Origin of the sequence: Croceibacterium aestuarii (assembly GCF_030657335.1) — a bacterium.
Classification (GTDB): Bacteria; Pseudomonadota; Alphaproteobacteria; order Sphingomonadales; family Sphingomonadaceae; genus Croceibacterium_B; species Croceibacterium_B aestuarii.
This window is the reverse complement of the sequence record NZ_CP131039.1, coordinates 1,568,951-1,590,910: the sequence shown is the minus strand read 5'-3', so window position 1 is coordinate 1,590,910 and position 21,960 is coordinate 1,568,951. Positions and strand designations below refer to the sequence as shown.

Below are 21,960 nucleotides of genomic sequence, written 5' to 3'. Positions count from 1 at the left end.
GTGTCCGCAGATTATATCCCATGATGCCACGCTGGGCCGCATTGCGACAAGTCAATTTTCCGCGTGGGCGAATTATTCGCATATCCGAACGAAAGCGGGCGGGGATGCCAAACCAGCCCCGCCCGCTCCGAACCTGTATGGTCGCGGAGCCTAGCCCCGCGGCGCCGCTTAGCTGAGGTGCTTGGAAACCGCAGCCGTCATCTTGAACATCGAGATCTGATCGTTGCCGATCACCGCGCCGAGCTTGGCGTCGGGGTTGATCATGCGCTTGTCCTTGCTGTCCTGCAGATTGTTCGCCTTGATGTGCTCCCAGACCTTGCTGGTCACCTGGGCGCGGGTCATCGGGCCCTTGCCGACGACGGCCTCGAGCTGCGGCGACAGGGTCACGGGCTTCTGCAATGCGTTGTTCTTGGCCATCGGCCTATCCTTTCAGGTAATGATTCGGTGGTGGTTGCTTAGTGCATTTCATCCGTATCGTCCCATTCCTCCCCCCATTCTTCCCCATTTTCTTGGCCTTGGTACTTTCCGGTAAGCACCGCGGCGGCAAGAACGTGGCCCTTCATCTCGGCGAGCAGGTCCGCACGCGAGGCTCCGGGCATCAGCGGAACGCCAGTATCGAGCGCAAAAAGCTGGAAGACATATTCGTGCGCGCTGTCACCGTCGGGCACGCTCGGCAGCAGCCATTCGGAGTTCTGGTGCGAGTTCTTGCCGACCCGGGGCGGGGTTTCGCCCTCAAGCAGCATGCCTTGCTGGGGTCGCAGCCCCCAGACCAGCCAATGGCAAGCGCTTTCTGCACTCGCGGCGTCCGGATCCTCGACGATCAGAACGAGCTCCTGCGCCCCGGCGGGCGGTGTGCTCCACTCGAGCGGCGGGGCCACGGCATCTTCTTCGTCGGCGGTGAAACACGGATCGAGTTCGGCGCCGTTCTTGAACGCCGGAGAGCCGAGCGTAAAACCGCCCCGGCCGATCAATCCTTCGCCAGCCAGGCGGGCGACGGCCAGCTTCGCATGTCCGGCGTGGGGTTCGTCAAAAATGCGCTCGAGCCATTCGGGTACGTCTGCAGCCATGATATCTCCTGATTTACGGAAAGACCTAGGCAGCCCCGGCGCGCACTGCAACCGCGGGACCAACAAGTTGTGCTCCGCCCGCAATAGGGCCGCGTATGGAGGAAAGCCGCCGGCTCCGTCGCCCGCAACGGGCGAAGCCGGCGCCTCAGGCCGCGCCGAGCATCCGTTCGAGCTTGCTCAGCGCGCGGTGTGAGTACGATTTTGCGCGGTTGTTCTGCGGATAGAGCCGGGGCGAGGCTGGGCGCAGGCCGATCTTGCGCAAGCGCCGGTTGAAGCGGCAGGCGTCGGCATGGTGGCAACTCCATTCGCTTCGCCAGGTGATCGACAGCGAGACCGAGACGTCCCCGTGCACTTTGACGTGGTGCGGGGCGAGGATCGGGACGTAAATTGCCTCTCCGGGGGCAATCGAGATCGCCTTCCCGCGCGCCGCCCAATCGTCCTGCCACGGTAGATTGCGCGGCCCGCCGGAAAAATACTGCTCGAAGAACGGATCGCCGATGATGTCGGGGTCGGCGGCGGGAAACAGGGTCATCGTCTTGCTGCCGCGCGCCTGGAACAGGATGTTGTATTCGGGATCGAAATGCAGCGGAGTCACGGCGTCCGGGCTCGAGACGAAGATGAAACCTTCGAAACGGAACATCTTGCCGGTCTTGGGCGCGACCAAGGGCTCGATCTCGGACAGGACATCGCGCATCAGCCTGGCATAGGCCGGGTCCTGCTCGACGTACTTGAGCAGCACCCACGAACCGCATTCGTTGATCCGCTCGATCGTCTCGCGCACACCGAGACCGTTGGACGGCGTCTCGTCGTAACCGATGCCCAACCTGAGGCCGACCGCGGCATTGTGCTCGAGCGTTTCGGGGCGCAGGCGGTCGGCAAGATCGGCAAGCGCATCGAGCTCGAGCAAGGGGTGCCTGGCAATGGTGTGGGTCAGATGCTGCGGGACGAGCGGATAGGCCGAAGCGAAATCGGCGAGCGCGCTCTGGGTGAAGGCCTGCTGGTGCATGCGCGGGGAATTACGCCTGGCAAGGTAAAGGGAAAATAACCTCGGCCACGCGGGTTGTGTGCGTGTCCCCGTGCGGGACAATTTCGCGAGGCGTTGAGCGATTGACTGCGCCGAAGCGACGATGCAGCTTCGCGCCGTGGCACGCGAATTCACTACCTTCTCTGCCTTCTGGCCGCATTACCTGCGCGAGCATTCGCGTCCGCAGACGCGCGCGCTGCATTATCTGGGCACGACCCTGGTCGTCCTACTGGTCTATTCCTTGTGGTTACCGGCCGGTGGCCGTGGCTCCCGACGATCCTCGTTCTCGGCTACCTGTTCGCATGGATCGGCCATTTCGGCGTCGAGAAGAACCATCCGGCCACCTTCACTTACCCGCTGTGGAGCCTTGCCGCCGATTTCCGCATGTGGGCGCTATGGCTGACCGGACGGCTTGGGCCGGAGCTGGAGCGCGCTGGCATACGCTAGGCGAAGCGGAAGCCCGACACTGCGGCGGCCAGGACTTCCTCACCGAAATCGTGCGTGCCGGGCTCCTCCGACGCGCCGGCTGCAACCATCAAGGGCAAGAGGTGCTCGGGCCGCGGGTGGCATACCTGCGCATAAGGCGCCTGTTGCCAGTGAGCGAGCAGGCCGCGGCGCCCCTCGCCATCGCGCCCTGCGGCATCGACCAGCCAGCGATCGAACTCCGCCGCCGGTGCGGTGACAGCCGGGTTGCCGTAAGCGCGCAGGTTGTGGAAGCTCATCCCCGAGCCGAGCACTAGCACACCCTCGTTGCGTAAGGGCGCCAATGCGTGCCCCGCGGCGAGATGCAGCGCAGGATCGAGCGATTGGTGAAGGCTCAGCTGCACCACCGGCACATCGGCTTGCGGCCAGGCCACGGCCAGCGGCACGAACACCCCGTGGTCGAAGCCGCGCTGAGTCTCTCGCGCCGTCGGCAGGGCGGCTTCGGCAAGCAGACCCTCCGCTCGCTCGGCCAGCCACGGTGCGCCGGGTGCAGGCCACTGGATATCGTAAGTGGACGGCGGAAAACCGTAATAGTCGTAGAGCAGCCCGGGGTGGTCCTCGCCCGCAGTGACCGTGAAAGCCGGCGCCTCCCAGTGGCCCGAGACAATCAGGATCGCCCGCGGCGGCTCGGGCAGCGTCGCGGGCAGGTTTGCGAGGTAACCTTCAAGGCCATGCCACATCGGGCGCATGTCGCGCATCCACGGCCAGGGCCCGCCGCCGTGCGGAATGAACAGCGCGGGCTGGCGAATGTCGGTCGTGGCGCTCACGGACGGGCCGGTTCGATCGGCGGCCGCTTGTCGGTGTAGGCGCAGCCGGTGCGAAGCTGGCCGAGCACCTGGAGTGTCGCGTTGAACGGGTAAGTCCGATCGCTCATCCCGTCGCTGCAATCGCCGGGGGTGATGCCCAGTGTGAAGGGCATGCCTTTGTACTCGCCCGAGTAGGACAGCCCGCCGCGTCCGCCAAAGCGCTGCACCGTGAACGTCGCGCCTTCCTGGTCCTCGGGCGTCGAGTAGGTTAACGTTTCGCCGGTGACCTCGCCGCCCCAGAAGGGCTCGGTCCCCGTGAACTTGACCGTCTCGTCGGCAGCAATGCCGTTATAGGGCGCATTGTCGCCCGGATCGCCTGGCGCAGCGGCCCCGTCCAGTGCGGTCGACGTCTCATCTTGGACGGCGGATTCGCTTGAAGCGTCCGAACTGCCACAAGCGGCGAGAAGAAACGCAGGTGCCAAAACGGCTACGAGGCAAAGGGGTGTGGTCATGGTCCGAACCTAGGACGGTGGGGCGGTTTCGCAAAGGGTTTGACGTGCGGAACCTCGATGGTGGGCGCGCATTTGTCCTGTGGATGGGGCAATCGGAGTCGCCTTGATGAAACCCCTGTACGCTTTCGCCGCGCTCGTTCCCGCCGGAATGCTGCTCGGCTTCGTCGGGGGCAAGGCTTCGCATCCGGAAATGAAGTTTCACCGGTCGCAGATCTTGCCGGCGTCGGTCATCGAACACGCCGACCGGATCGAGCCTTACCGGCCGATCTACGAAGCCGGACCGCAGGACCTCAATCCGAGAGGCGTCAGCTATCGCCCCGACCTCGATTACAGTTTCGAGTACTACCCGCCGCAGGACGTAGCACCCTTGCCAGCCGAGACTTGGCAGGAAGCCGACTACGCCAGTGCTCCCGAACCGCTCGAGGCAAACTACGGCGACCCGCACGTCACTGTCCACGTCGGCAGCAGCATCGATCGCGCCGCGGAGCGCGCCGCGGAGGCGGCCAAGGACGCCGCCGAAGCGGCGCAAGTGCCAAGGCCCGAACAGATCGCGCCGGCGGCGCCCGATGCGCCGCACGTGGACCGGACGGATCCCCTGGCCTTCCAGCAGGTCCCCGCGATCGAAACGGAATCCTTCTGAGCTCTTCTAGGCGGCGCAGCCCTCTATCGCACGCCGCACGCTCTGCAGTTCGTGGGCCGCTTGCTGGGCGAAATCACGACTGGCGTCGATACGCAGCGACTCAAGCCCAAGCGTCGCCCAGCCGACGAGGCGCATGGTCGGGCTGGGAAGCGAGGATATCGCGTCGTTGCCAGGTCGCCAGCTGTCGAAAGCAATCAGTGCCTGCGCCCAGCGCGCACCGGGATCGGTCCAGCTTCCGCCAAGCACATTCTGCAACAGGCAGCGATCGGCTTCGCCCGCGACCAGTGCCACTTGCCCCCTCGTGCCCGGTAGCAAACCCTCGTCGCTCGCGCCCGCGACCTCGCCGTCACGGTCGGCATCGTCGTAGATCGGGCCGGCCGGACCGACGACGAGGTTGCGCACCTCCTCCGCCGCCGCGTGAGCGGTGACAAGATCGGTCGCCGTCTGCCATTTCATGACTGCAGCATCGAGCGTATCGAGCCGCAGCGCCAGGGCGTCGCCCGTCGGCGCCAGCTGGCCGGCCGGCGCCTGATCCTTTGTCGATCGATCTTCGTCGGTTTGCGAGCCGCAAGCCGCGAGCGCAAGCAGAGCGGCGGCCGACAAGAGGCGCGTCTTAAGCGCCATCGCCCTCACCTTCTCCATCGTCCGCACTGGAGGCGGAATATAGCAGAGTCTGCAAGGTCGAGATTTCGGTTTCGCCGCCGTCTATCCGATCGATGACCGCTCGGGCCGCCTCGGCGCGCGTGCCCCCGTGCGGGTTGTAGGCCACCGGGATGAGATTGTAGCGCGCCCGCTTGAGGTCGCCGGTGGCCAGTTCGTAGCCGGCCAGTTCAAGTCGTAGGCCGAGATCGAATGGCGCCAATTGGGTGGCTCGTTCCAGGCCGTGAACCGCGTTCTCGTCGGGCTTCACGCCGCGCTCCGCGAAGCTGCGAAAATTGTAGATCAGCGGCAAAGGGTTGTCGTTCTCGAGGTGGTTGAGCTTTACGAAGGGCTGCATGGCTGCGGCGAAGGCGGCATCCGCGGCTTCGGCGTCGGCAGCTTCCGCCTTGCGAAACAAGGCATAGCCCTTTTGAACGAGCGCGTTCTTCGCCGAAGGGTCGACGGCCAGAGCCCGGTCCGCTGCCGCGATTGCCCCGTCGTCGTTGCCCGCGTCGAATTCGGCCTCGGCAAGTTCCGACAGGACTGCCGGATTCTCGGGGTAGCGAGCTGCAATCTCGCGCGCTTCGGCCAGAAGTCCGGGCGCTGTCTCGCTGTCGACACCGCGCTTGGAGCGCATGCGGACCGGCAGAATCTCGGCCTCGCCGGGCGAGACTTTGCGCACGGCGACTTTGCCGATGGGCAATTTGTCGGGCGGAACAATCGCGGTGTACAGCCGCTGGCGGGTGTATTTGTCGAGATCCTTCTCGAGCTGTTTCAGATCGCCGAAGGCCTGTTCACCGGCCGACACCGAATCGACGCCGTTGGCCAGCAGGCTGACGTATTGCCGCAGTTGTCCGCCGCGCTCCGGATTCATTGTCAGAAAATGATAGAGTAGCCATGACTTGCCGTAGAATGCGTCATAACCGCTGTTCTTGCCGTCCGCGTAATGCTCCGGATCGAGCAAGTCGTGCGCCCGCACGTCCCGGGCGTAGAAGATTTCGTCCACTCGGTGCATCGCCGGCATGCCGAGGCGAACGCCGCCGTCCTTGGGAAACTCGGAACTGGCGAAGAATTCCGCGCCTCCCTCGTTGAGCCAGCGCGGCGTCGGGAAGCTGGAATTGGAAATGAGGAAGTGGTGGGCGTATTCGTGCAACAGCACGATCATGGAGAAATCTTCGTCGCCGTTATTCATCCTGACGGCGGGAACGAATGCGACCGAACCACCGGCCCGGGGAATGTAGAAGCCGGCGATGTTGTTTGCTTTCTCGCCAGCCAAGCGGCGCACCTCGCGTTCGTTCTTGACGACATAGACGGTCACCCGGTTGGACGGGCTGGGCGCCGGCTTGTGGGTTCCGGTGACGAGTTCCAAGGCCGAGTGGTAGAGTTCGAGCCGGGTCGAAAACTGGCGGATGTCTTCCTCGTCGTCATCCGCATAGACAACGAAGTGTGCGCTCTGCGATTCCAGCCACTCGGCATGAGCAGGCCCCGCGCCGGCAAACAGCGCCCGCCCAGCACCGCGAGTTGCCACAGCTTCCTCATTCCGCGACTCCCGAATTATCCTCTCCCGCAAGGAAGTTAGCGCAGGTGCAGCCGCGCGCAAGCGTCAGGTCCGACCTCCGCTTCCGTCCGTGCGTGCGGATGCAGCGAGCTTTGACAGGCTCACCCGCCGAGGCGTAAGTCGATCTCGGATCAGTGCGCATCTGAAAGGACCTGGCGATGATCGAAATCGACCTGTCGGACTCCGAAATCGTGACGCTGCGCCCGCATGGCCGGCTGAGCGAAGAGGACTTTACCAATCTCGCCAAAGCCATCGACGAGCGAATCAACGAAACCGACCGGGTGCCGAATCTGGTCATACGCGTCGACGGGTTGCCGCATTGGGACAGCATCGGCGCACTGGCTCGTCATTTCCACTTCGTGCAGGTGCACCAGAAAGTCGTGCGCAAGGTCGCCATCGTCGGCGATTCTCCGCTGCTCGCGTTCGCGCCGGAAATTGCCGATCACTTCGTCGCCGCGCGCATTCGCCGCTTTCCCGCCGGCAAGCTGGCGGAAGCGCAGGCTTGGGCCCGCGCCGAAGGGGACGATTCGGGCCACTTCGAGGAGATCGAAGGTCTCCCGCGCGACGTTATCGCCTTGCGGGCGGTCGGGGTGATCACCGGCGACGATTACCGCGATACATTGATGCCGATGGTCGAGGAGCGGCTAAAGACCCACGACAAACTCAAGTGCCTGATCGTGCTGGGCGAGGAATACGCGACCTATACCGGAGACGCCGCCTGGGCCGATCTTCGGCTCGGGTTGAGCCACTGGAACACCTTCACGCGGATGGCGCTGGTCACCGATATCGGGTGGATGGCCAAGGCCGCGCGGCTGTTCTCACCGCTGATGCCTCTCGAGGTCGAAGTCTTCGGGCTCGACGCGATCGAGGATGCCAAGAGCTGGATCAAGCGCTAGGCGCAAGACAAGCCCGGCGGGGCAAAGCAGAATTTCCGGCCGGAGGGAGCGCCAGATGGACAGGGCGGAAGGCGCTGCGGAGCAACTGTTCGAAGGAGCGCTCGGGTCGCCCTTGCGCAACCTCGGCGCCGCGCTCGCTTTCGTAGCCGCTGTCTGGGCGCTTGCCACGACCGGCTTCGTACTCTCGGGCTGGACCTGGTCCGACGCGTTCTACATGGTCACGCTGACGATCTTCTCGGTCGGTTATGGCGAAGTACACCCGATCGACACGGCCTGGCTCCGGGCGCTCGACATCGCCACGATTATTCTCGGCTGTACCGGCATGATCGTGCTCACCGGCGCGTTGGTCCAGGCTTTCACGCACTATCAGGTCACTCGTCTTCTGGGATTGAATCGCATGCACAACGAGATCCACAATCTGTCCCGGCACACCATCATCTGCGGGCTAGGGCGGATCGGATACCGTCTGGCTGCCCAGCTGCACACGGCGAAGAGCCCTTTCGTGGTGATCGAGCGCGACCCGGCCAAGGTCGCCGAAGCGCGTGGACTTGGCTATCTTGTCATCCAGGCCGATGCGACCGAGGAAGATGCGCTCAAGGAGGCGGGGATCGACCGCGCAAAGGTTCTCGCCAGCGTGTTGCCCAACGATGCGGCCAACGTGTTCATCACGCTTTCGGCGCGCAGCCTCAACACGGCGATCGAGATCATCGCCCGCGGCGAGGCGCCGACCACCGAAAACAAGCTCATTCATGCCGGGGCGAACAAGGTGGTGATGCCGACCCACATCGGTGCCGAACACATCGCCGAGCGGATCCTCTATCCGCACACCGACCGGCTGATCGAAAAGTCGCCCCGACTGCAGGAACTGCGCCGCAGTCTCGAAGATTTCGGACTCGAGATCGAAGTCGCCGCAGCGGCGGACGGCGGATCGCTGACCGGCAAGACCGTGGCCGAGGCGGAAGCGCGCGGCGGCGGAGCATTCTTCATAGTCCAGATCGACCGTCCGAGCGGCCCCGTATTCCCGCACCCACCCGGCGACTTCACGATCGAAACGGGCGACCGGGTGGTCCTTGTCCTGCGCGGAGACAGGGTCGAGGCGGGGACAGTCTTCGCGGTCCCGGCCGAGCGGGGGCACCTCGACGAGGGTCGCGCGGACTGACCTGATCCGCACAGGGGAAACTCAGGTGACTGCGGTGAGCCGGAACGGGGACGAGGCCGGCCCGTTGCAGCCGCAAGGAGAAACCTCGTGACAGACAACAAGCGCGCCAAACATCCCACGCAAGCCGTTACCGGGCAAGATCGCACGAACGAGCCGGAGAGTCTCGTTCCCGAAGAGGAGCGCGGCGCGGGTGGCGGGGGACCTTACGAACCGGAGCACGCCGACAAGAAATTTCACGGCGGGCAAAGCAACGCGGCCTATCACGGCCACGGACAACTCGGCGATAATGAGGTCGAGGGGCAGGACAATCCCAACGCCCCGAGCGAGGATCCCTGAACTCCGCCCGGAGCAGCGAACTTCGTGGGTCGGCCTGGGCCAGCCGGCCTGCCGTCAGCGACCCTCGCCGATTTCATAGCGGGCGCGGCGGGCGGCTTCTTCGTCGGCTTCGCGTTCGCGGCGTTCAGCCCGCTCGACCTCGGCCTTTTTTCGGTCAACGAGGACCTTGCGGGCCTGATCGGCCAGCGCGCGCCAGGTCCGCTCGGCGCGCAGGTTGCGTTCGCGGACGTTGTCGAGCGTCGCTTCGCTGGCTTCGGTAGCGGCCTTGTTGGCCTGCTGGTCGTAGAATTCGAACGTCTGACTCATCGGTGGGCTCCTCCTGGTTGACGGGATCAGGCCCCTCCCCCGCGCTCACCTGGCGATGAGCCGCGGGGGAGAGTCACCGAAGATCAGTCGGCGGAGGAAAGGTTGATTGCGCTTTCCTTGCCGTTGCGGCCCATCTCGACGTCGTAGTTGAGGCGCTGGTCCTTATCGAGCGACTGCATGCCGGCCGCCTGGACGGCGGTGATGTGCACGAAGCTGTCGGCCGAGCCGTCGTCGGGCTGGATGAAGCCGTAGCCCTTGTCGGTGTTGAAGAATTTCACGGTGCCAGTCTTGGCCATGGTGTTTCCTTTCAAGAAACGAGGTTGTTTGCCCTGACGCGACAGGCGCCAGGGGTCGTGCGTCAAATCGTCAAATGAAAGGAAGTCGTCGTCTGGTTTGCGCCAGGGGCAAGGCCGATGGCGGTCGTCAAAAGCCGAAGTCCGTCGCAAATTTCGACGTCAGCGCAGCGGCAATAGCACGGCTGCGCCGATACGCCTAATCATTGCTCGCAGGCACGCTATGCGCTGCCCGTCAGACCGCCGGCGAAATGACGGGCTTTTGCCCGCGAAGGGGCCTAGGGCGATGCGGGGCACCCGCCCCGATGGAAAAAGACCATGGCCAAGAGCCAGAAGAAGTCGAACCGCGAAGTGCGCAAGCCGAAAGCGGAAAAGCCGCCGAAACAGAACGCCAGCCAGCCCAGCCTCAAGCCCGGCGGGATCAAGGGGCTGGAGAACATGAAGAACCGTTAGGGCTCGAGCCCCTTGCGGCCCTTCTGCCGTGCTTCCTGCGCGGCGATCGCCGCGTCGAGATCGGCAATCCGCCGCCGCTCGTTGCTGTCTTTCGGCAGGCCCTTGAGGCGGCAGGTCGCCCACAGCGACTTGCGTTCCGAGTGCAGCGCCTTGAGGTAGAGATCAGCCATTAGCGCTGGTGCCGGTCGGTCTTGCCGAAGTGACTGTCGAGCAGCGAGAGCATCTTGGCCCCGGCCTTGCGCGCCGCGGAATCGACGTCGCTGGCCTCGGCGGTGACGACAACCGGTTCCTCGCCGCGCGGACGGGCCTCGATCTTGCACTGCTTGTCGTCGGCACCGCCCTTGGCGCCGTTGACGTCGACGACATAGACTTCGACATTGGTCAGCCGCTGGGCGAACCGAGCGAGGCTGCCGCGCACTTGCGCCGCGATGCGCGATGCGACGTCTTCGGTGCCCATGACGCTGCTGTCGGTATTGAAATGTATGTCCATGGTCGGGAATGCGCTCCTGGCCGGTGATCGGCCCTAGTCGGGTGCGGTGTAGCAGCCGCACCCGGAATGCGCCACGAGAAGCGTCCGGTCGCGCCCGGCGCGCGCTTCAGTCGCGGGTGATGGTCTCGTCGATCGTCGCCACGGTCAGGCCGAAGCGGCGGACCTTCATCACATTGTGCGCCTGCTGCCCGCCGGGCGCCAGGGTCAGCTTCTGGCGGAAGGGGAAGCCGTCCTTGTCGCTGTAGGCAATGTGCAGCACGCCGCGCTCGAGCGTCGCCACCACCGGCCCCTTGGCGTCGCTCAGCGTCCCTTCGTAGCGGCCCGGCGCGACCTTGTGCAGGCGCCACTGCCGCACCCGGTCCTTGTCGCCCTCGATCTCGACCGTCTGGTCGAGCACCAGGACGCCGTCCTTGTCGACTTTGCCGAAGCTCTCGACGTGAGTGGCCTGCGAGGGCGAGAGCACTTTCTTCAGCCGTCCCTCCCCGGTGGTGCGTCCGGTGAAGAACGCCAGGGGATCGAACGCCGTGGCGGCCGGCGGAGCGGCCTGGGCCGGCGCCGCGAGGAGGAGCGCGGCGAGAACGGCGAGCGGGGCGATGCGGCTGGGGCGAAGTGTGATATGCGGTCCTTCGAACGATGCGAGGACCACTGGTAATGCCCGACGACGATTACGTCTATGACGAGGACAGCGGCGAGTGGATGCCGGCGTCCGAGTTGGCCGCCAAGCAGTCCGCCCGCGAGCAGGCCGAGAACGCGGCCGACACGGTCGAGGTGCGCGACGCGGTCGGCAACCTGCTGGCCGACGGCGATCAGGTGACGCTGATCAAGAACCTCGAGGTCAAGGGCGCGGGGCGCACGCTCAAGCAGGGCACGCTGATCAAGTCGATTCGGCTGACCGGCGATCCGCAGGAGATCGACTGCCGCTTCGAAGGCATCAAGGGCCTGGTGCTGCGGGCGGAGTTCGTGAAGAAGCGGTGAGCCGGCGCCCGCGGATCAATCGGGCATCGGCATGTCGAAGCGGGTGACGCTGTCGCTGAGGAAGCGGCGCATGAGCTGAAAGCCGTCGGCGGTGAGCTCGACCAGCTTGAGCCGCGCGTCCTCGGGCGCGCCGAAGCGGCGCAGCAGGTTCTTCTTCTGCAGCACGGCGATCCACCTCAGCCCGGTCGCCTGGGGCACGTTCGCGGCGAGGCACAGGCTGCTGGTCGAGGTCCGCCGCCCGATCACGCGATTGATGAACAGGTCGAGCATCATGTCCCAGGCCGGCTCGGCGAACAGATCGGCATCGAAATAGCGCGAGCGGAACTGCCGCGAGCGATAGATCGAGCCGGCGATCATGCGCAGCTTCTCGTCGCTGAAGCCGAGCGAACGCGGCGCGCCGGGATCGCTGGCCGCGCGCGCCTCGAGCTCCGCCACGCGGCGGGCGAGCTGGTGCAGGTTATCGATGAGCGTATCGCGGTCCTCTTGCGAGAACGGCGCGCCATTCATGGAACTCACGTGCAAGACCCGTTTCCGGCCTGGCGCCGGTATTATGGATAGCGCTGCGGCGCGCCGGTTTCGTGTCTGCAGTATGGGTATCGGGGCCACCCGGGGCAAGGGTGAAAATGAGCATTTGCTAATCCTGCCGCACCCACGGCGGGCGCCTAGCTGCGCCGCCCGTCGCTTTCCTTGGCCACGCCCTTGAACGGTTCGCCGTCGCTCTTGACGTCCATGAACTCGCCCGCGTCGGCGCCGTCGGAACGGTCGCGCTTGGTCCATTTGCCGGTGGCCGGGTTCTTGACCTGGGTGCGGTCGTCGACCGAACCGATGCGATAGCCTTCGCCTGTGTTCTTCGCCATTTCGCGTCTCCTTACGATAAGGGAATCAACGAAGAGTCCGGCGGTTCCGGGGGTGGCACGGCCCGGAGCACGCGCAGCGGGTCGCGCGCATCGGGGCGCAGCGGCAGGTTGACACAAGCGACACCTTGTCACCCACCCTCGCCTGCCCCGAAACCGCACAAATCCGCCATTTCGGGCTGGTCCGGCATGGGTGACAGATCCGCGGAATCGGCGAAGGAACGCGCCTCGGCATCCGCCGCGGCGCTCTCGCCGCCGGCCTCGATGCGCTCGATCAGCGCCGCGAAGCGCTGCCCGCTGCGCAGCGCGGCGGGCTGGTGGCTGCCGATCCCGCTGGTCTGCGCGCTGCCGACCATGTTGAGCAGCGCGACGGTGAGCCGCTCGTCGTAGCGGCGCGAGGTGCCGACGAGCTCGCCCTTGTAATAGTGCGGCACCTCGATCCCGTTGAGCGCGCGTTCGAGCGCGGCATGGGCCAGGTTGTCGTAGCTGTGGTGAAACGCCTGGTTCCACGCCGTATCGAATTCCTGGCCCTTGAGCCGGCTGCGCAGGCGATAGGCCGACTGGCGGCTCATCCCGACGCTGCGCGCCGCGGCGCTGACCGAATGCGTGGCCGAGAGCGCGCGCAGGAACGCGGCCATTTTCGGCGGCGTCCAGCGCTCGCCGGAGCGCGGAGCGGCAGCGGTGGGGGGATCGGCGGCGTCCGGGGCAGACGACGCGGCGGGCGTGATCGGGCCTTGGTGGGTCATCGGGCAGGATAGGCCACAAACCGGGGCGTGTAGGAAAGTGTTTTTTGCGGGCGTCGGCGTCTCGGGCGGCCCGGCCGGGTTCCTGGGTCCCTGTTCCTGTCACCCCGGACTTGTTCCGGGGCTGGTGCTTGCTTGCTGCGTCGCGCGATGCCGGGAAAGGGAAGCACCGCCCCCGGAACAGGTCCGGGGTGACCCGGTAGGGCGGTGGCCCGGGAAAGTTGGTGACCTGGTGGCGACCTTGAAGGTTCAGGCCGCCCGCAGTTGCGGCGCGGCCGCGCGGATCACCCGCAGCGCGCTGCGCAGGAAGACCAGCGCCATCAGTCCGCCGATGACGATGTCGGGCCAGGGCGAGGCCAGCCACCAGACCAGCGCGGCGGCGAGCAGCACGCCGCAGTTGGCGATCACGTCGTTGCGCGAACACTCGAAGGTGCTCGCCATGTTCACGTCGTGCGCGCGGAAGCGCCACAGCAGTCGCAGGCAGGCGAGGTTGGCGGCGAGCGCCAGTGCGCCGAAGGCCAGCATCAGCGTGGAGCTCGGCGGCACGCCGCTCTGGATCTTGAGCGCGACATTGACCGCGATGCCGAGGCCGAGCGCAAGGATCACCACCCCCTTGAGCGTGGCCGCCCCCGCCTTCCACCGGTCCGACCGCGCGAGGGCATAGAGGCTAACCGCATAGACCAGCGCATCGCCGAGCATGTCGCTGGCATCGGCCATCAGCGCGGTGGACCCGGCGATCACGCCTGCGCCGAACTCGAACACGAACATCGCGGCGTTGATCGCGAGCACGATCACCAGCACGCGCCGCTGGTCGCGCTGGCGGGCGAGATGTTCGAGCGTGGTCGACTTGGCGGAGCAGCAGTCGGCGGACATGGGAGCTATGTGGCCGCGCGCTCCGGCAGGGGCAAGATCAGTCGATGATCTCGGGCCCGCCCTCGGCGTCCAGCCGGGCGAGGAAGGCCTTCATCTCGGCGAGGCGTTCGGGCGGGTGCGGCTCCCAGCTTTCGACCTCGCCGACGATCCGCAGCGGTTCGCGGCTGCGGTAGGATTCGGTCGGGTTGCCGGGGAATTTCCTGTCGGTGAGGTTGGGATCGTCCTCGAACGCGCCGGTCGGCTCGACGATGTAGATGCGCTCGCGCCCCTCGCCCTTCGCCAGCTCGCACCCCCAGGTCGCGGCGTCGAGCGTACCCGAGAAGTAAATCCACGAAAGGGTGCGGTCGGCGTAGTTGGAGCGGTTGCCGGGGGCGAGCAGGTCGCCCGGCGCGAGGTCGGCGCGGGTGCCGTGGTAGAACGGGCCGGTGGAATCTTTGGCATAGGTCATGGCCATAAGTCCGGCTATTCGCCTTCAAGGGGCTTTAGTGGTTCGATCGGATCGAAACCCTTCGTTCGCTTGAAGCGCATTTCATGAACAAAGTTTCTCATAGAGTCAGATGGATCGATCGCGGCAAGCCTCAAGTTCGCAAACGTTTCGCGAATAAATCGAACCGAGAGAATGGGTGTGTCTGCTGTACGCCCCGTCGTGGTGTCCAGCATTTTTGCGCAGCACGTGACGAAAACCTCGTCGCGCGGCAACACCCCGAACAAGTCACCTGCGACCTTTAGAGCGACACTGCAGACATAATCTTGATATAGCTCGTTCGCTTCGGCGACCGGCATCTTCGTCTCTGACAAGCGGCCGCTCTGTAGCTGCTTCCGCCGAACCTTAGGGACTACTTCGTCATTGTGCACATAGGCGATGGCATGAATGTACTCGTCCGAAAAGCAAAATGCCAAACGCGTCCCAATCAGCCCTTCATCGCTCCAGGATTTCATCTCGCTGATAACGTCTCGCTCAGCAGAGACATCTCCCGAAAGCAATCGCCGAGCGAGTTCCTTGTCAGCTAGCCAATCCGCGTGGTCTTGTTCGTGCTGAGCCAGTCGCTTTCTGAACTCTGTTTCGTCGCGTTGCCGCGCCTCGACGACTGCGTCTGCGAGCCTCGCCCTCCGCTTCTCCGACCCGCCATAAAGAAAATCGAAGAATCGCGGCTCATAACCCTCCAACTGGGACTGTGCCGCGCTTTCCTCGGTATTAGAGCGGCTTGGTGCAATTGGCTCAGGCCGATCCCTAATTTCGCGCCAGTTCACGTCATCGTTTGGATTTACGTGTAACGAAACAATCTCACGGAGATGCTCGCGCCACTCTGTGACAGCGTCCTCGGCGTCAGAGATCATTTGGGCCTTCTGTTCGGCCTTCCTCCTGCGCTCAGCCTCGCGGTTCGCTCGGCGTGACGCCGCTTCCATTGCCCTAAGCGTTCCCCTCCAGCCCATCTTCCCCCCGTCCAACAATTGCTCTCAATCGCTCACCCGCGAGACCAACGATGCATTCTAAGCTGGCCTGGGTCGACCAACGCGAACTGCCGAGAAACCCCATCACCTGCATAAGTCAACAAGCTGTTCGTGAATCGGATATCCGAGCTTACGGGCCATTCTCTCCCGATCGCGCCCATGAGTTTTGCACCGTTTATTACCTGCGTAAACGCTTCACCCCTAAAGCGAAATTTACATCTTTCGACAGCGTTGACACCGTCGAAACTGTAGTGCGGAATTCTAACGACTTTCTCGATCAGATTCTTGGGCAACGGGGAACGTTCTCGGTCCCGCTCCGCCGGCTCAGTTGAAATGATCGAACTCACCGCAATTTCGAGCAAATTTGCGGCAGTGAGTACAAATTCCGTTATCTCCCAAAAGAAAGATGGGAGCGCAATTACCCGCTCCGATTGATGCACAATAGGGGAGGGTCCAATCACTCCGTCCTTAATGCCCTCAATAAAAAACCCCACCAAACACTGTTTCTCGCCAACGTATTCAATACCTCCTAGGTATAGTCTTACTCTCGCCTGAGCATGCTTCAAGGCGTTCGCAAAGCCAGCAACACGATCCCTAGACGACTTGAGACTCGATTTAAACTGCCTCACTTCTGGAGCCTTAGAATACTCCCTATCGTCGTGAAATAGGAGCCTTAGGACGTTCTCAAGGTCGTCTACGTGCTCGGCAGCTGCGTAAATAGAAAGCAGAATATAGTCTGCGAGATACCTGCTGTCCTCGTCCGAAGAGAACGATTTGAGATCAGGATTTCGGACTATTAAAGCTTCAGCAAGATCGCATGCCCTCGCGAGTCGAGAGCTTGGGAAAGCGAGACGTTATAGACGCCGACCGGGTGACGAAGATTTCTACCATCCAAAAAAACCCGATCCTTAGGAATTTTCTGCAGTGCAGGTACCGCGCCGTCTGCTCCAGATTCCTCATCGAAGTCAAAATAGAATGTCGGTCGCGTTTGGTTCATTCACTTGAAGCAGCTATCAGAGTTCTGCTTTGACTCAAACTCACCCCCCCCCTCCGCATGCCCCTTTCGCCGCACGCCCTTCACCAGCACATCGACCGTGTAGAGATAGCGGTTGTCGCTCATGCCGTCGGAGCAGCCGGGCTGTGGGCGAGCGGTCAGTTCGAAGGCCTTGTCGTAGAGCGCGCTGCGCCAGGTGCCGTCGCCGCTAAATTTACGGTGGAATTACAGTGACAGTCTATTAAACCCTCAGCACCCCACGCTAACACTCGTCTCTGTCGCCTTGACCATCCGCACGTCGTCGGGGTTCACGCCCGGCCCGAGGCTCATTCGCATGTTGTCGAGGTCGGGCTGGCCCTCGGTGCGGAAGACGAGGCGGAAGTGGCGTTGGCTGAGCAGGAGGTGTTCGTCGAGCGGCTTGCAGCCGGTCGATCTCGTCACGTGGATGCCAGTGAGCAGGCCGTCCTTGTCGTAGAGTTCGTCGAAGGCGATGTCGGTGGAGATCTCGTCGAACGGGGCGAGCTGCGGGCATTCCTGCCGGATCGCCGGGCAGGCCTCGGCGAGGTCCTGGTCCTCGGACCCCGGGACTTCCCAGCGCGGCACGGGGTCGAAATCGAAGCTCGCCCCGCCCGCCGCCCAGAGCGCGGCCGGGGCGGTGCAGGCGGCGAGCGCCAGCAGGCCAATGGCAAGACGACGATCCATCGCGCGCACTCCCCCCTCATCGATGCGCGCGGGGCAATATCACCTTTGCGCGCGGCTGTTGAGAGCGATCGCCCTCACCCGAACAGCCAGTGCCCCAGCATGCGCTCGAACGGGAAGGTGAAGAACCCGGCGATCAGCAGCGCGCCCGTCACCATGCCGCGCACCGCGCTGCGGTGGCGCTTCACGTTGTGGGTGCGGGCGCTCCAGACGATGATCGGGACCTGGATCAGCGTCCACAGCGAGAGCACGTGGATGACCGAGAAGCCGCCGCGGTTGATCAGGCGGATGAACAGGCTGTCGATCGCGGTGAGCAGCAGCGCGGCGCACCAGATCCAGCCGAGCGTGCGGTGGCGGCGGTCGCCGCGCGCGCGCAGCAGCATGACCGGGGTGAGCGCCAGCGCGACGCCGATCGTGGCGAGGTGCGCCCAGACCATGCCGGGGACCTCGGCCCACTCGCCCCGCCCCCGCGCCAGCGCGACGAGCACCGCGGCGAGCAGCGCCAGCGCGGCCCCCGCGAGCACCTTCTCGTAGGTGTCGGGCGTCAGCGGTTTCCTGTAAGGCTCGCGCCGCGCGGCGCGCCCCGCTGGCCTTGCGTCAATCGTGCTCGCGCCCGCCGGCTCCGACATAGAGTTCGCTCCCCCCTTCGAGAAATTCCGCCGATTTTTCAGCCATTCCGGCCTCGGCGTCAACCGGGTCGGGGGCGGCGGCGACGAAACTCTCGATCCCGGCGTTCTGCCTGGCAGCGAAATCGCGCACTTCCTGGGTGATCTTCATGCTGCAGAACTTGGGCCCGCACATCGAGCAGAAGTGCGCGGTCTTGGCGCCTTCCGCGGGGAGGGTCTGGTCGTGGTACTGCTCGGCGGTGTCGGGATCGAGGCTGAGGTTGAACTGGTCGCGCCAGCGGAATTCGAAGCGGGCTTTGCTCAGCGCGTCGTCGCGGACCTGGGCGGCGGGGTGGCCCTTGGCGAGGTCTGCCGCGTGGGCGGCGAGCTTGTAGGTGACGACGCCCACCTTCACATCGTCGCGGTCGGGCAGGCCGAGATGTTCCTTGGGCGTGACGTAGCAGAGCATGGCGGTGCCGTACCAGCCGATCTGCGCTGCGCCGATGCCGCTGGTGATGTGGTCGTAGCCGGGCGCGATGTCGGTCACGAGGGGCCCGAGGGTGTAGAAGGGGGCCTCGCCGCAGGCGGCGAGCTGCTTGTCCATGTTCTCCTTGATCTTGTGCATCGGCACGTGGCCGGGGCCCTCGATCATCACCTGCACGTCCTGTTCCCACGCGCGCTTGGTCAGCTCGCCCAGCGTGTAGAGCTCGGCGAACTGGGCTTCGTCATTGGCGTCGGCGATGCTGCCGGGGCGCAGGCCGTCGCCCAGCGAATAGGCGATGTCATACGCCTTCATGATCTCGGTGATCTCGTCGAAGCGCTCGTAGAGGAAGCTCTCCTTGTGATGCGCGAGGCACCATTTCGCCATGATCGAGCCGCCGCGGCTGACGATGCCGGTGACGCGCTTGGCGGTCATCGGGACATAGGGGAGGCGCACGCCGGCGTGGATGGTGAAATAGTCGACGCCCTGTTCGGCCTGCTCGATCAGCGTGTCGCGGAAGATTTCCCAGGTCAGATCCTCGGCGATGCCGCCGACCTTTTCCAGCGCCTGGTAGATCGGCACGGTGCCGATGGGGACGGGGGAGTTGCGGATGATCCATTCGCGGGTGTCGTGGATGTTGCGCCCGGTGGAGAGGTCCATCACCGTGTCGGCGCCCCAGCGGATCGACCAGACCATCTTGTCGACCTCGCTCGCGACATCCGACGCCACGGCGGAGTTGCCGATATTGGCGTTGATCTTGACGAGGAAGTTGCGACCGATGGCCATCGGCTCGGCCTCGGGGTGGTTGACGTTGCTCGGGATGATGGCGCGGCCGCGCGCCACCTCGTCGCGGACGAATTCGGGCGTGACGTATTCGGGGATCTCGGCGCCCCATGAATTGCCCTCGATCTCGCGGCGGACGAATTCGCGGCCGAGATTCTCGCGCTCCGCCACGTACTCCATTTCCGGCGTGACGATGCCGCGGCGGGCGTAGTGCATTTGCGAGATATTGCCGCCGGCCTTGGCGCGCAGCGGACGGCGCAGCGCGGTGGGGAACGGGGGCACGCCGCCGGAGCGGTCCGGTCCGAGCTGGCCGTTGTCTTCCGGTTTGACGTCGCGGGGCGCGTATTCCTCGACGTCGCCGCGCGCGAGCTGCCATTCGCGGCGCAGCGGAGGCAGGCCGGCCTGAATGTCGATGACGGCTGCCGGGTCGGTATAGGGCCCGGAGGTGTCGTAGACGCGCACCGGCGGCTCGCCGCTCGAGGGTTCGAGCGCGATCTCGCGCATCGCCACCCGGCGCTCTCCGACGTGGATCTTCTTCGAGCCGCGGATGGGGCCGGTGGTGACGCCGATTTCGAGGTGGCTGGGAATGTCGGCCATTTATTTACCCTTTATCTGGATTTGTACTTGTTCGATCGCCCAGCCCAGCATGTTCGCCAGCCGCTGCTCCTGCTTTCCGTAATTGAACGGCTCGTCGGGCTCGCCGGCGTTGGACAGTTCGCGCCGGCGCAACTGCGCCAGTGCCGCCGCCAGGTTCGATGCGGCGATGAGAATGGCATCGTCGGATGGCTTGAGTTCGGACTTCACTGTCTGCTCCTCGCGGGGGGAGAGCGATGGCCCGTCAAAACGCCAGGCCCGCTCCCTCCGCCCGTGCTAACGGGTTCAGGTTCGACGGGTCGGAGGATGCGAGCCCTCCCTCTCAGCGCACGCGCGCTCCCCGGGGATGCCTCTCGATAGACCTTGCGCGGGGCGAGGTCTAGGGCCGCGGGCCATGACCGTGCTCTACCGCCTCGACGCCGATGCCGTGGCAATCGCGCGCACGTTCGGCGCAGCAGCCGGGGAGGATCCGTGGGCCGGCGGATACCTCGCCCCTGCCAGCTTCGCCCCGGTCGTCACCGCTGGTCGCGAGTTCATCGCCGGACCGGGCGCGCCGCGCCAGCCGCGGCGCCTGGTGCCGCGGCTCTGGGGAGTGCCGCCGCCTCCATCGGCGTGGGGCGGCGAGCCGCACGGGGTGCTCTCGGTGCGCAACACCGACAGCCCATTCTGGGTCGGCAATCTGCGCAATCCCGAATTCCGCTGCCTCGCGCCGGCAACCGCCTTCATGGAGTGGAGCAAAGACACCGATAGCCGCGGCCGGCGCAGGCGCCACTGGTTCTCCGCGTCCGACCAGCCGCTGTTCGCCTTCGCCGGGGTGTGGAAGGACAGCGAGGTGCCCAGTTTCGCGCTGCTGACCTGCGCGCCGAATGCGCTGCTGCGCGACGCCGGCTGCGATGCGATGCCGGCCCTTCTCCCGGCAGACCCGCGGGCGCAGGACCTCTGGCTGCGCGCCGGCTGGGACCACGCGAAGACCCTGCTCGAGCCCTACCCTTCGTCGCTGATGCGACTCAGCCCGGAGGAGCGAAGCCGACCGTGTCGCCCGCGGGAGTCGTGAAGGCGACGATGTAGCCGCCGTCGTGCCCGTCGCGCAGCGGGGCGATGGTGATCGAGATCTTGTCTCCGGCCTTGACCGATCCGCGGGTGAAGCCGGCACGGTAGAAGTTGCTGGCGCTGTGGCCCTCGAAATCCCAGTCGCGGGTACCCTTCGCGTCGGTGATGGTCAGCACCATGTGGGTGTGCGGATTGACCACCTTGATCGCCTTGACCGTGCCCTTGAGCGTCACGGGATTGCGGAAATCGAAGATCGCCGCGGAATGGTGCGCGGCGGCGTGTGCGGTAAAGCCCAACGTGGCTGCGGCGGCCAGGGCAAGGATAGTGCGGTTCATCTCTCTGGTCTCCACTCGGATCATTCGTAGACGTCGATGACGTCGGCCATCTTGGCGGTAATCGGTTCGCCGGCCTCGAGCTGTTCGCGGCGCTTGTCGAGCAGGCGCAGCCAAGGCTCCTCGGTGCAGTTGTAGGCCATGATGTGGCCGTCCTTGAGCGGCATCCACTTCTTCGTGAAGCTGATCGGCTGCGTATAATAGACCGGGTCGGTCATGGTCAGTTCGTATTCGAGGGCTTTGCCGACCTTTTCATCGGGGACCAAGTGGAAGCGCTCCACGATCTTCGCTTCCTCGCTGTGCGGATAGGTGCGCTGGTCCTGCCCATCGCTGAGATCTGTGGTCGTGACCACCAGGGTATCGCCGTCCCAGCGCCCTTCGGAGTACCCCTGCCGCACCGGCAGGCGCTTTTCCGGAGGGACGCCGTGGCCGGGCATGTAGACCCGGCGCGTCTCGCTCTCGACCTCGTAGATGATAGTGAGCTGCTCGGGCCGCATGATGAACTCGATCGGGTAGCCCCCAGCCGACTGCATCATCGTCGGCATGCCGTAGGGCACGCAGTGCGCCGCCGGATTGTCGCCGCTGAACGAGCCGGGGGTGGCGTCCTCGCCGACCAGCTTGGCATATTCGGCCCGCCGCCGCTCGCCCTCCGCGGTGAAGGGGACCTCGGGCGTTGCGGCGATCGGGCCGCCGGCGCGCGGCGGACCGCCGGGCTCGCGATAAGTCGTCCACACGCCCGAAAAATCGCGCGCCGCCGTAAGCGGCGCATCCTGTGCTGCGGCACCAACCGCCACCGCGCCCAGAACCAAACCCGATAGAATGCCCAAACCGGCCCAACGCATTGCAAGCTCTCCCAACTCTCCGGACAGTCGTTGCCGTCCGCCGGCCGGGTTGTGCCACAGGATTCGCGTTTGCGAAAGTCA

General features: G+C 65.0%; 31 protein-coding genes, 1 pseudogene and 1 riboswitch. Of the genes and pseudogenes, 8 read left to right on the top strand and 24 right to left on the bottom strand.

The annotated features are described in order from the left end of the window. Positions 1-168: 168 nt before the first annotated feature. From Q7I88_RS07705 to Q7I88_RS07695, 3 genes are all read right to left on the bottom strand, one after another. Positions 169-417 (bottom strand): SWIB/MDM2 domain-containing protein, encoded by a 249-nt coding sequence (locus tag Q7I88_RS07705; RefSeq protein ID WP_305098455.1) that lies wholly within the window; start codon positions 415-417, stop codon positions 169-171. A gap of 38 nt (positions 418-455) precedes the next feature. Then, complete coding sequence (locus tag Q7I88_RS07700; RefSeq protein ID WP_305098454.1) at positions 456-1,067, bottom strand: YbhB/YbcL family Raf kinase inhibitor-like protein; 612 nt, start codon at positions 1,065-1,067, stop codon at positions 456-458. Between the two features lie 145 nt (positions 1,068-1,212). Further along, positions 1,213-2,073 carry a cupin-like domain-containing protein gene (locus Q7I88_RS07695; RefSeq protein WP_305098453.1) on the bottom strand — a complete coding sequence of 287 codons (861 nt, stop codon included), beginning with the start codon at positions 2,071-2,073 and terminating at the stop codon, positions 1,213-1,215. Between the two features lie 136 nt (positions 2,074-2,209). Between Q7I88_RS07695 and Q7I88_RS07690 the strand changes: the two are divergent. Beyond that, a pseudogene (locus tag Q7I88_RS07690) lies at positions 2,210-2,538 on the top strand (Mpo1-like protein). Here the strand turns inward: Q7I88_RS07690 and Q7I88_RS07685 are convergent. Together Q7I88_RS07685 and Q7I88_RS07680 are read right to left on the bottom strand one after the other, a co-directional pair. Beyond that, positions 2,535-3,323: a DODA-type extradiol aromatic ring-opening family dioxygenase gene (locus Q7I88_RS07685; protein ID WP_305098577.1), complete on the bottom strand. Its 789-nt coding sequence runs from the start codon at positions 3,321-3,323 to the stop codon at positions 2,535-2,537. The pseudogene Q7I88_RS07690 and the gene Q7I88_RS07685 sit on opposite strands and share 4 nt — an antisense overlap. A gap of 14 nt (positions 3,324-3,337) precedes the next feature. Beyond that, positions 3,338-3,832 carry a COG3650 family protein gene (locus tag Q7I88_RS07680; RefSeq protein WP_305098452.1) on the bottom strand — a complete coding sequence of 165 codons (495 nt, stop codon included), beginning with the start codon at positions 3,830-3,832 and terminating at the stop codon, positions 3,338-3,340. Positions 3,833-3,938: 106 nt separating this feature from the next. On the opposite strand from Q7I88_RS07680, the gene Q7I88_RS07675 reads away from it, so the two are divergent. Further along, the gene (locus tag Q7I88_RS07675; RefSeq protein WP_305098451.1) at positions 3,939-4,472 is read left to right on the top strand and encodes a hypothetical protein; all 534 of its coding nucleotides are present in this window, start codon (positions 3,939-3,941) and stop codon (positions 4,470-4,472) included. 6 nt (positions 4,473-4,478) lie between these two features. Here the strand turns inward: Q7I88_RS07675 and Q7I88_RS07670 are convergent, their stop codons facing one another. Both Q7I88_RS07670 and Q7I88_RS07665 read right to left on the bottom strand, forming a co-directional pair. After that, positions 4,479-5,096 (bottom strand): hypothetical protein, encoded by a 618-nt coding sequence (locus Q7I88_RS07670; RefSeq protein WP_305098450.1) that lies wholly within the window; start codon positions 5,094-5,096, stop codon positions 4,479-4,481. Next, positions 5,086-6,639: a hypothetical protein gene (locus Q7I88_RS07665; protein WP_305098449.1), complete on the bottom strand. Its 1,554-nt coding sequence runs from the start codon at positions 6,637-6,639 to the stop codon at positions 5,086-5,088. Before Q7I88_RS07665 ends, Q7I88_RS07670 begins: the two co-directional genes overlap by 11 nt. Before the next feature lie 188 nt (positions 6,640-6,827). Between Q7I88_RS07665 and Q7I88_RS07660 the strand changes: the two genes are divergently transcribed. The 3 genes from Q7I88_RS07660 (at position 6,828) to Q7I88_RS07650 (ending at position 9,060) form a co-directional block, all read left to right on the top strand. Continuing rightward, positions 6,828-7,565, top strand: coding sequence for a SpoIIAA family protein (locus Q7I88_RS07660; RefSeq protein ID WP_305098448.1), 738 nt, complete (start codon positions 6,828-6,830; stop codon positions 7,563-7,565). 55 nt (positions 7,566-7,620) lie between these two features. Then, positions 7,621-8,724: a potassium channel family protein gene (locus tag Q7I88_RS07655; RefSeq protein WP_305098447.1), complete on the top strand. Its 1,104-nt coding sequence runs from the start codon at positions 7,621-7,623 to the stop codon at positions 8,722-8,724. A gap of 87 nt (positions 8,725-8,811) precedes the next feature. Beyond that, positions 8,812-9,060, top strand: coding sequence for a hypothetical protein (locus Q7I88_RS07650; RefSeq protein WP_305098446.1), 249 nt, complete (start codon positions 8,812-8,814; stop codon positions 9,058-9,060). Between the two features lie 54 nt (positions 9,061-9,114). Here the strand turns inward: Q7I88_RS07650 and Q7I88_RS07645 are convergent, their stop codons facing one another. Together Q7I88_RS07645 and Q7I88_RS07640 are read right to left on the bottom strand one after the other, a co-directional pair. After that, positions 9,115-9,366, bottom strand: a complete 252-nt coding sequence (locus tag Q7I88_RS07645; RefSeq protein WP_305098445.1) for a hypothetical protein — start codon at positions 9,364-9,366, stop codon at positions 9,115-9,117. An 83-nt stretch (positions 9,367-9,449) separates the two neighbouring features. Beyond that, a complete protein-coding gene (locus Q7I88_RS07640; RefSeq protein WP_305098444.1) occupies positions 9,450-9,662 on the bottom strand; it encodes a cold-shock protein in 213 nt (70 codons plus the stop codon). 315 nt (positions 9,663-9,977) lie between these two features. Here Q7I88_RS07640 and Q7I88_RS07635 point away from each other — a divergent pair, with 315 nt between their 5' ends. Next, positions 9,978-10,112, top strand: coding sequence for a hypothetical protein (locus Q7I88_RS07635; protein WP_305098443.1), 135 nt, complete (start codon positions 9,978-9,980; stop codon positions 10,110-10,112). Here the strand turns inward: Q7I88_RS07635 and Q7I88_RS07630 are convergent. The 3 genes from Q7I88_RS07630 to Q7I88_RS07620 form a co-directional block, all read right to left on the bottom strand. Continuing rightward, complete coding sequence (locus Q7I88_RS07630; RefSeq protein WP_305098442.1) at positions 10,109-10,282, bottom strand: hypothetical protein; 174 nt, start codon at positions 10,280-10,282, stop codon at positions 10,109-10,111. The two genes, Q7I88_RS07635 and Q7I88_RS07630, sit on opposite strands and share 4 nt — an antisense overlap. Next, positions 10,282-10,602: an HPF/RaiA family ribosome-associated protein gene (locus Q7I88_RS07625; protein ID WP_305098441.1), complete on the bottom strand. Its 321-nt coding sequence runs from the start codon at positions 10,600-10,602 to the stop codon at positions 10,282-10,284. The genes Q7I88_RS07630 and Q7I88_RS07625 overlap by 1 nt, the downstream gene beginning before the upstream one ends. Before the next feature lie 106 nt (positions 10,603-10,708). Further along, positions 10,709-11,248 carry a DUF3833 family protein gene (locus Q7I88_RS07620; RefSeq protein WP_305098440.1) on the bottom strand — a complete coding sequence of 180 codons (540 nt, stop codon included), beginning with the start codon at positions 11,246-11,248 and terminating at the stop codon, positions 10,709-10,711. Positions 11,249-11,253: 5 nt separating this feature from the next. Between Q7I88_RS07620 and Q7I88_RS07615 the strand changes: the two genes are divergently transcribed. After that, positions 11,254-11,577, top strand: a complete 324-nt coding sequence (locus tag Q7I88_RS07615; RefSeq protein ID WP_305098439.1) for an alkylphosphonate utilization protein — start codon at positions 11,254-11,256, stop codon at positions 11,575-11,577. A gap of 15 nt (positions 11,578-11,592) precedes the next feature. Here the strand turns inward: Q7I88_RS07615 and Q7I88_RS07610 are convergent, their stop codons facing one another. From Q7I88_RS07610 to Q7I88_RS07565, 10 genes are all read right to left on the bottom strand, one after another. After that, positions 11,593-12,093, bottom strand: a complete 501-nt coding sequence (locus Q7I88_RS07610; RefSeq protein ID WP_369426176.1) for a hypothetical protein — start codon at positions 12,091-12,093, stop codon at positions 11,593-11,595. 146 nt (positions 12,094-12,239) lie between these two features. Further along, the gene (locus tag Q7I88_RS07605) at positions 12,240-12,434 is read right to left on the bottom strand and encodes a hypothetical protein (protein ID WP_305098438.1); all 195 of its coding nucleotides are present in this window, start codon (positions 12,432-12,434) and stop codon (positions 12,240-12,242) included. 128 nt (positions 12,435-12,562) lie between these two features. Beyond that, complete coding sequence (locus Q7I88_RS07600; protein ID WP_305098437.1) at positions 12,563-13,177, bottom strand: hypothetical protein; 615 nt, start codon at positions 13,175-13,177, stop codon at positions 12,563-12,565. Positions 13,178-13,423: 246 nt separating this feature from the next. Beyond that, positions 13,424-14,047 carry a cation efflux transmembrane domain-containing protein gene (locus tag Q7I88_RS07595; protein ID WP_305098436.1) on the bottom strand — a complete coding sequence of 208 codons (624 nt, stop codon included), beginning with the start codon at positions 14,045-14,047 and terminating at the stop codon, positions 13,424-13,426. Between the two features lie 37 nt (positions 14,048-14,084). Further along, positions 14,085-14,495 (bottom strand): NAD(+)--rifampin ADP-ribosyltransferase, encoded by a 411-nt coding sequence (arr, locus tag Q7I88_RS07590; RefSeq protein ID WP_305098435.1) that lies wholly within the window; start codon positions 14,493-14,495, stop codon positions 14,085-14,087. A 14-nt stretch (positions 14,496-14,509) separates the two neighbouring features. Further along, entirely contained in the window at positions 14,510-15,385 is an 876-nt protein-coding gene (locus Q7I88_RS07585) for a hypothetical protein (RefSeq protein WP_305098434.1), read from the bottom strand. 1,357 nt (positions 15,386-16,742) lie between these two features. Further along, positions 16,743-17,195, bottom strand: a complete 453-nt coding sequence (locus Q7I88_RS07580; protein ID WP_305098433.1) for a hypothetical protein — start codon at positions 17,193-17,195, stop codon at positions 16,743-16,745. 74 nt (positions 17,196-17,269) lie between these two features. Then, a complete protein-coding gene (locus Q7I88_RS07575; protein WP_305098432.1) occupies positions 17,270-17,821 on the bottom strand; it encodes a DUF2306 domain-containing protein in 552 nt (183 codons plus the stop codon). After that, entirely contained in the window at positions 17,790-19,658 is a 1,869-nt protein-coding gene (thiC, locus tag Q7I88_RS07570; RefSeq protein ID WP_305098431.1) for a phosphomethylpyrimidine synthase ThiC, read from the bottom strand. Before thiC ends, Q7I88_RS07575 begins: the two co-directional genes overlap by 32 nt. Beyond that, positions 19,659-19,865, bottom strand: a complete 207-nt coding sequence (locus tag Q7I88_RS07565) for a hypothetical protein (protein WP_305098430.1) — start codon at positions 19,863-19,865, stop codon at positions 19,659-19,661. 34 nt (positions 19,866-19,899) lie between these two features. After that, positions 19,900-20,008, bottom strand: a riboswitch (TPP riboswitch). Positions 20,009-20,049: 41 nt separating this feature from the next. Here Q7I88_RS07565 and Q7I88_RS07560 point away from each other — a divergent pair. After that, positions 20,050-20,709 carry an SOS response-associated peptidase family protein gene (locus Q7I88_RS07560; RefSeq protein ID WP_305098429.1) on the top strand — a complete coding sequence of 220 codons (660 nt, stop codon included), beginning with the start codon at positions 20,050-20,052 and terminating at the stop codon, positions 20,707-20,709. On the opposite strand, the gene Q7I88_RS07555 is transcribed toward Q7I88_RS07560, so the two are convergent. After that, on the bottom strand, positions 20,663-21,040 hold the full coding sequence (locus Q7I88_RS07555) for a DUF6152 family protein (protein ID WP_305098428.1): 378 nt from the start codon (positions 21,038-21,040) through the stop codon (positions 20,663-20,665). The two genes, Q7I88_RS07560 and Q7I88_RS07555, sit on opposite strands and share 47 nt — an antisense overlap. A 20-nt stretch (positions 21,041-21,060) precedes the next feature. Continuing rightward, complete coding sequence (locus tag Q7I88_RS07550; protein WP_305098427.1) at positions 21,061-21,879, bottom strand: hypothetical protein; 819 nt, start codon at positions 21,877-21,879, stop codon at positions 21,061-21,063. Positions 21,880-21,960 lie beyond the last annotated feature (81 nt).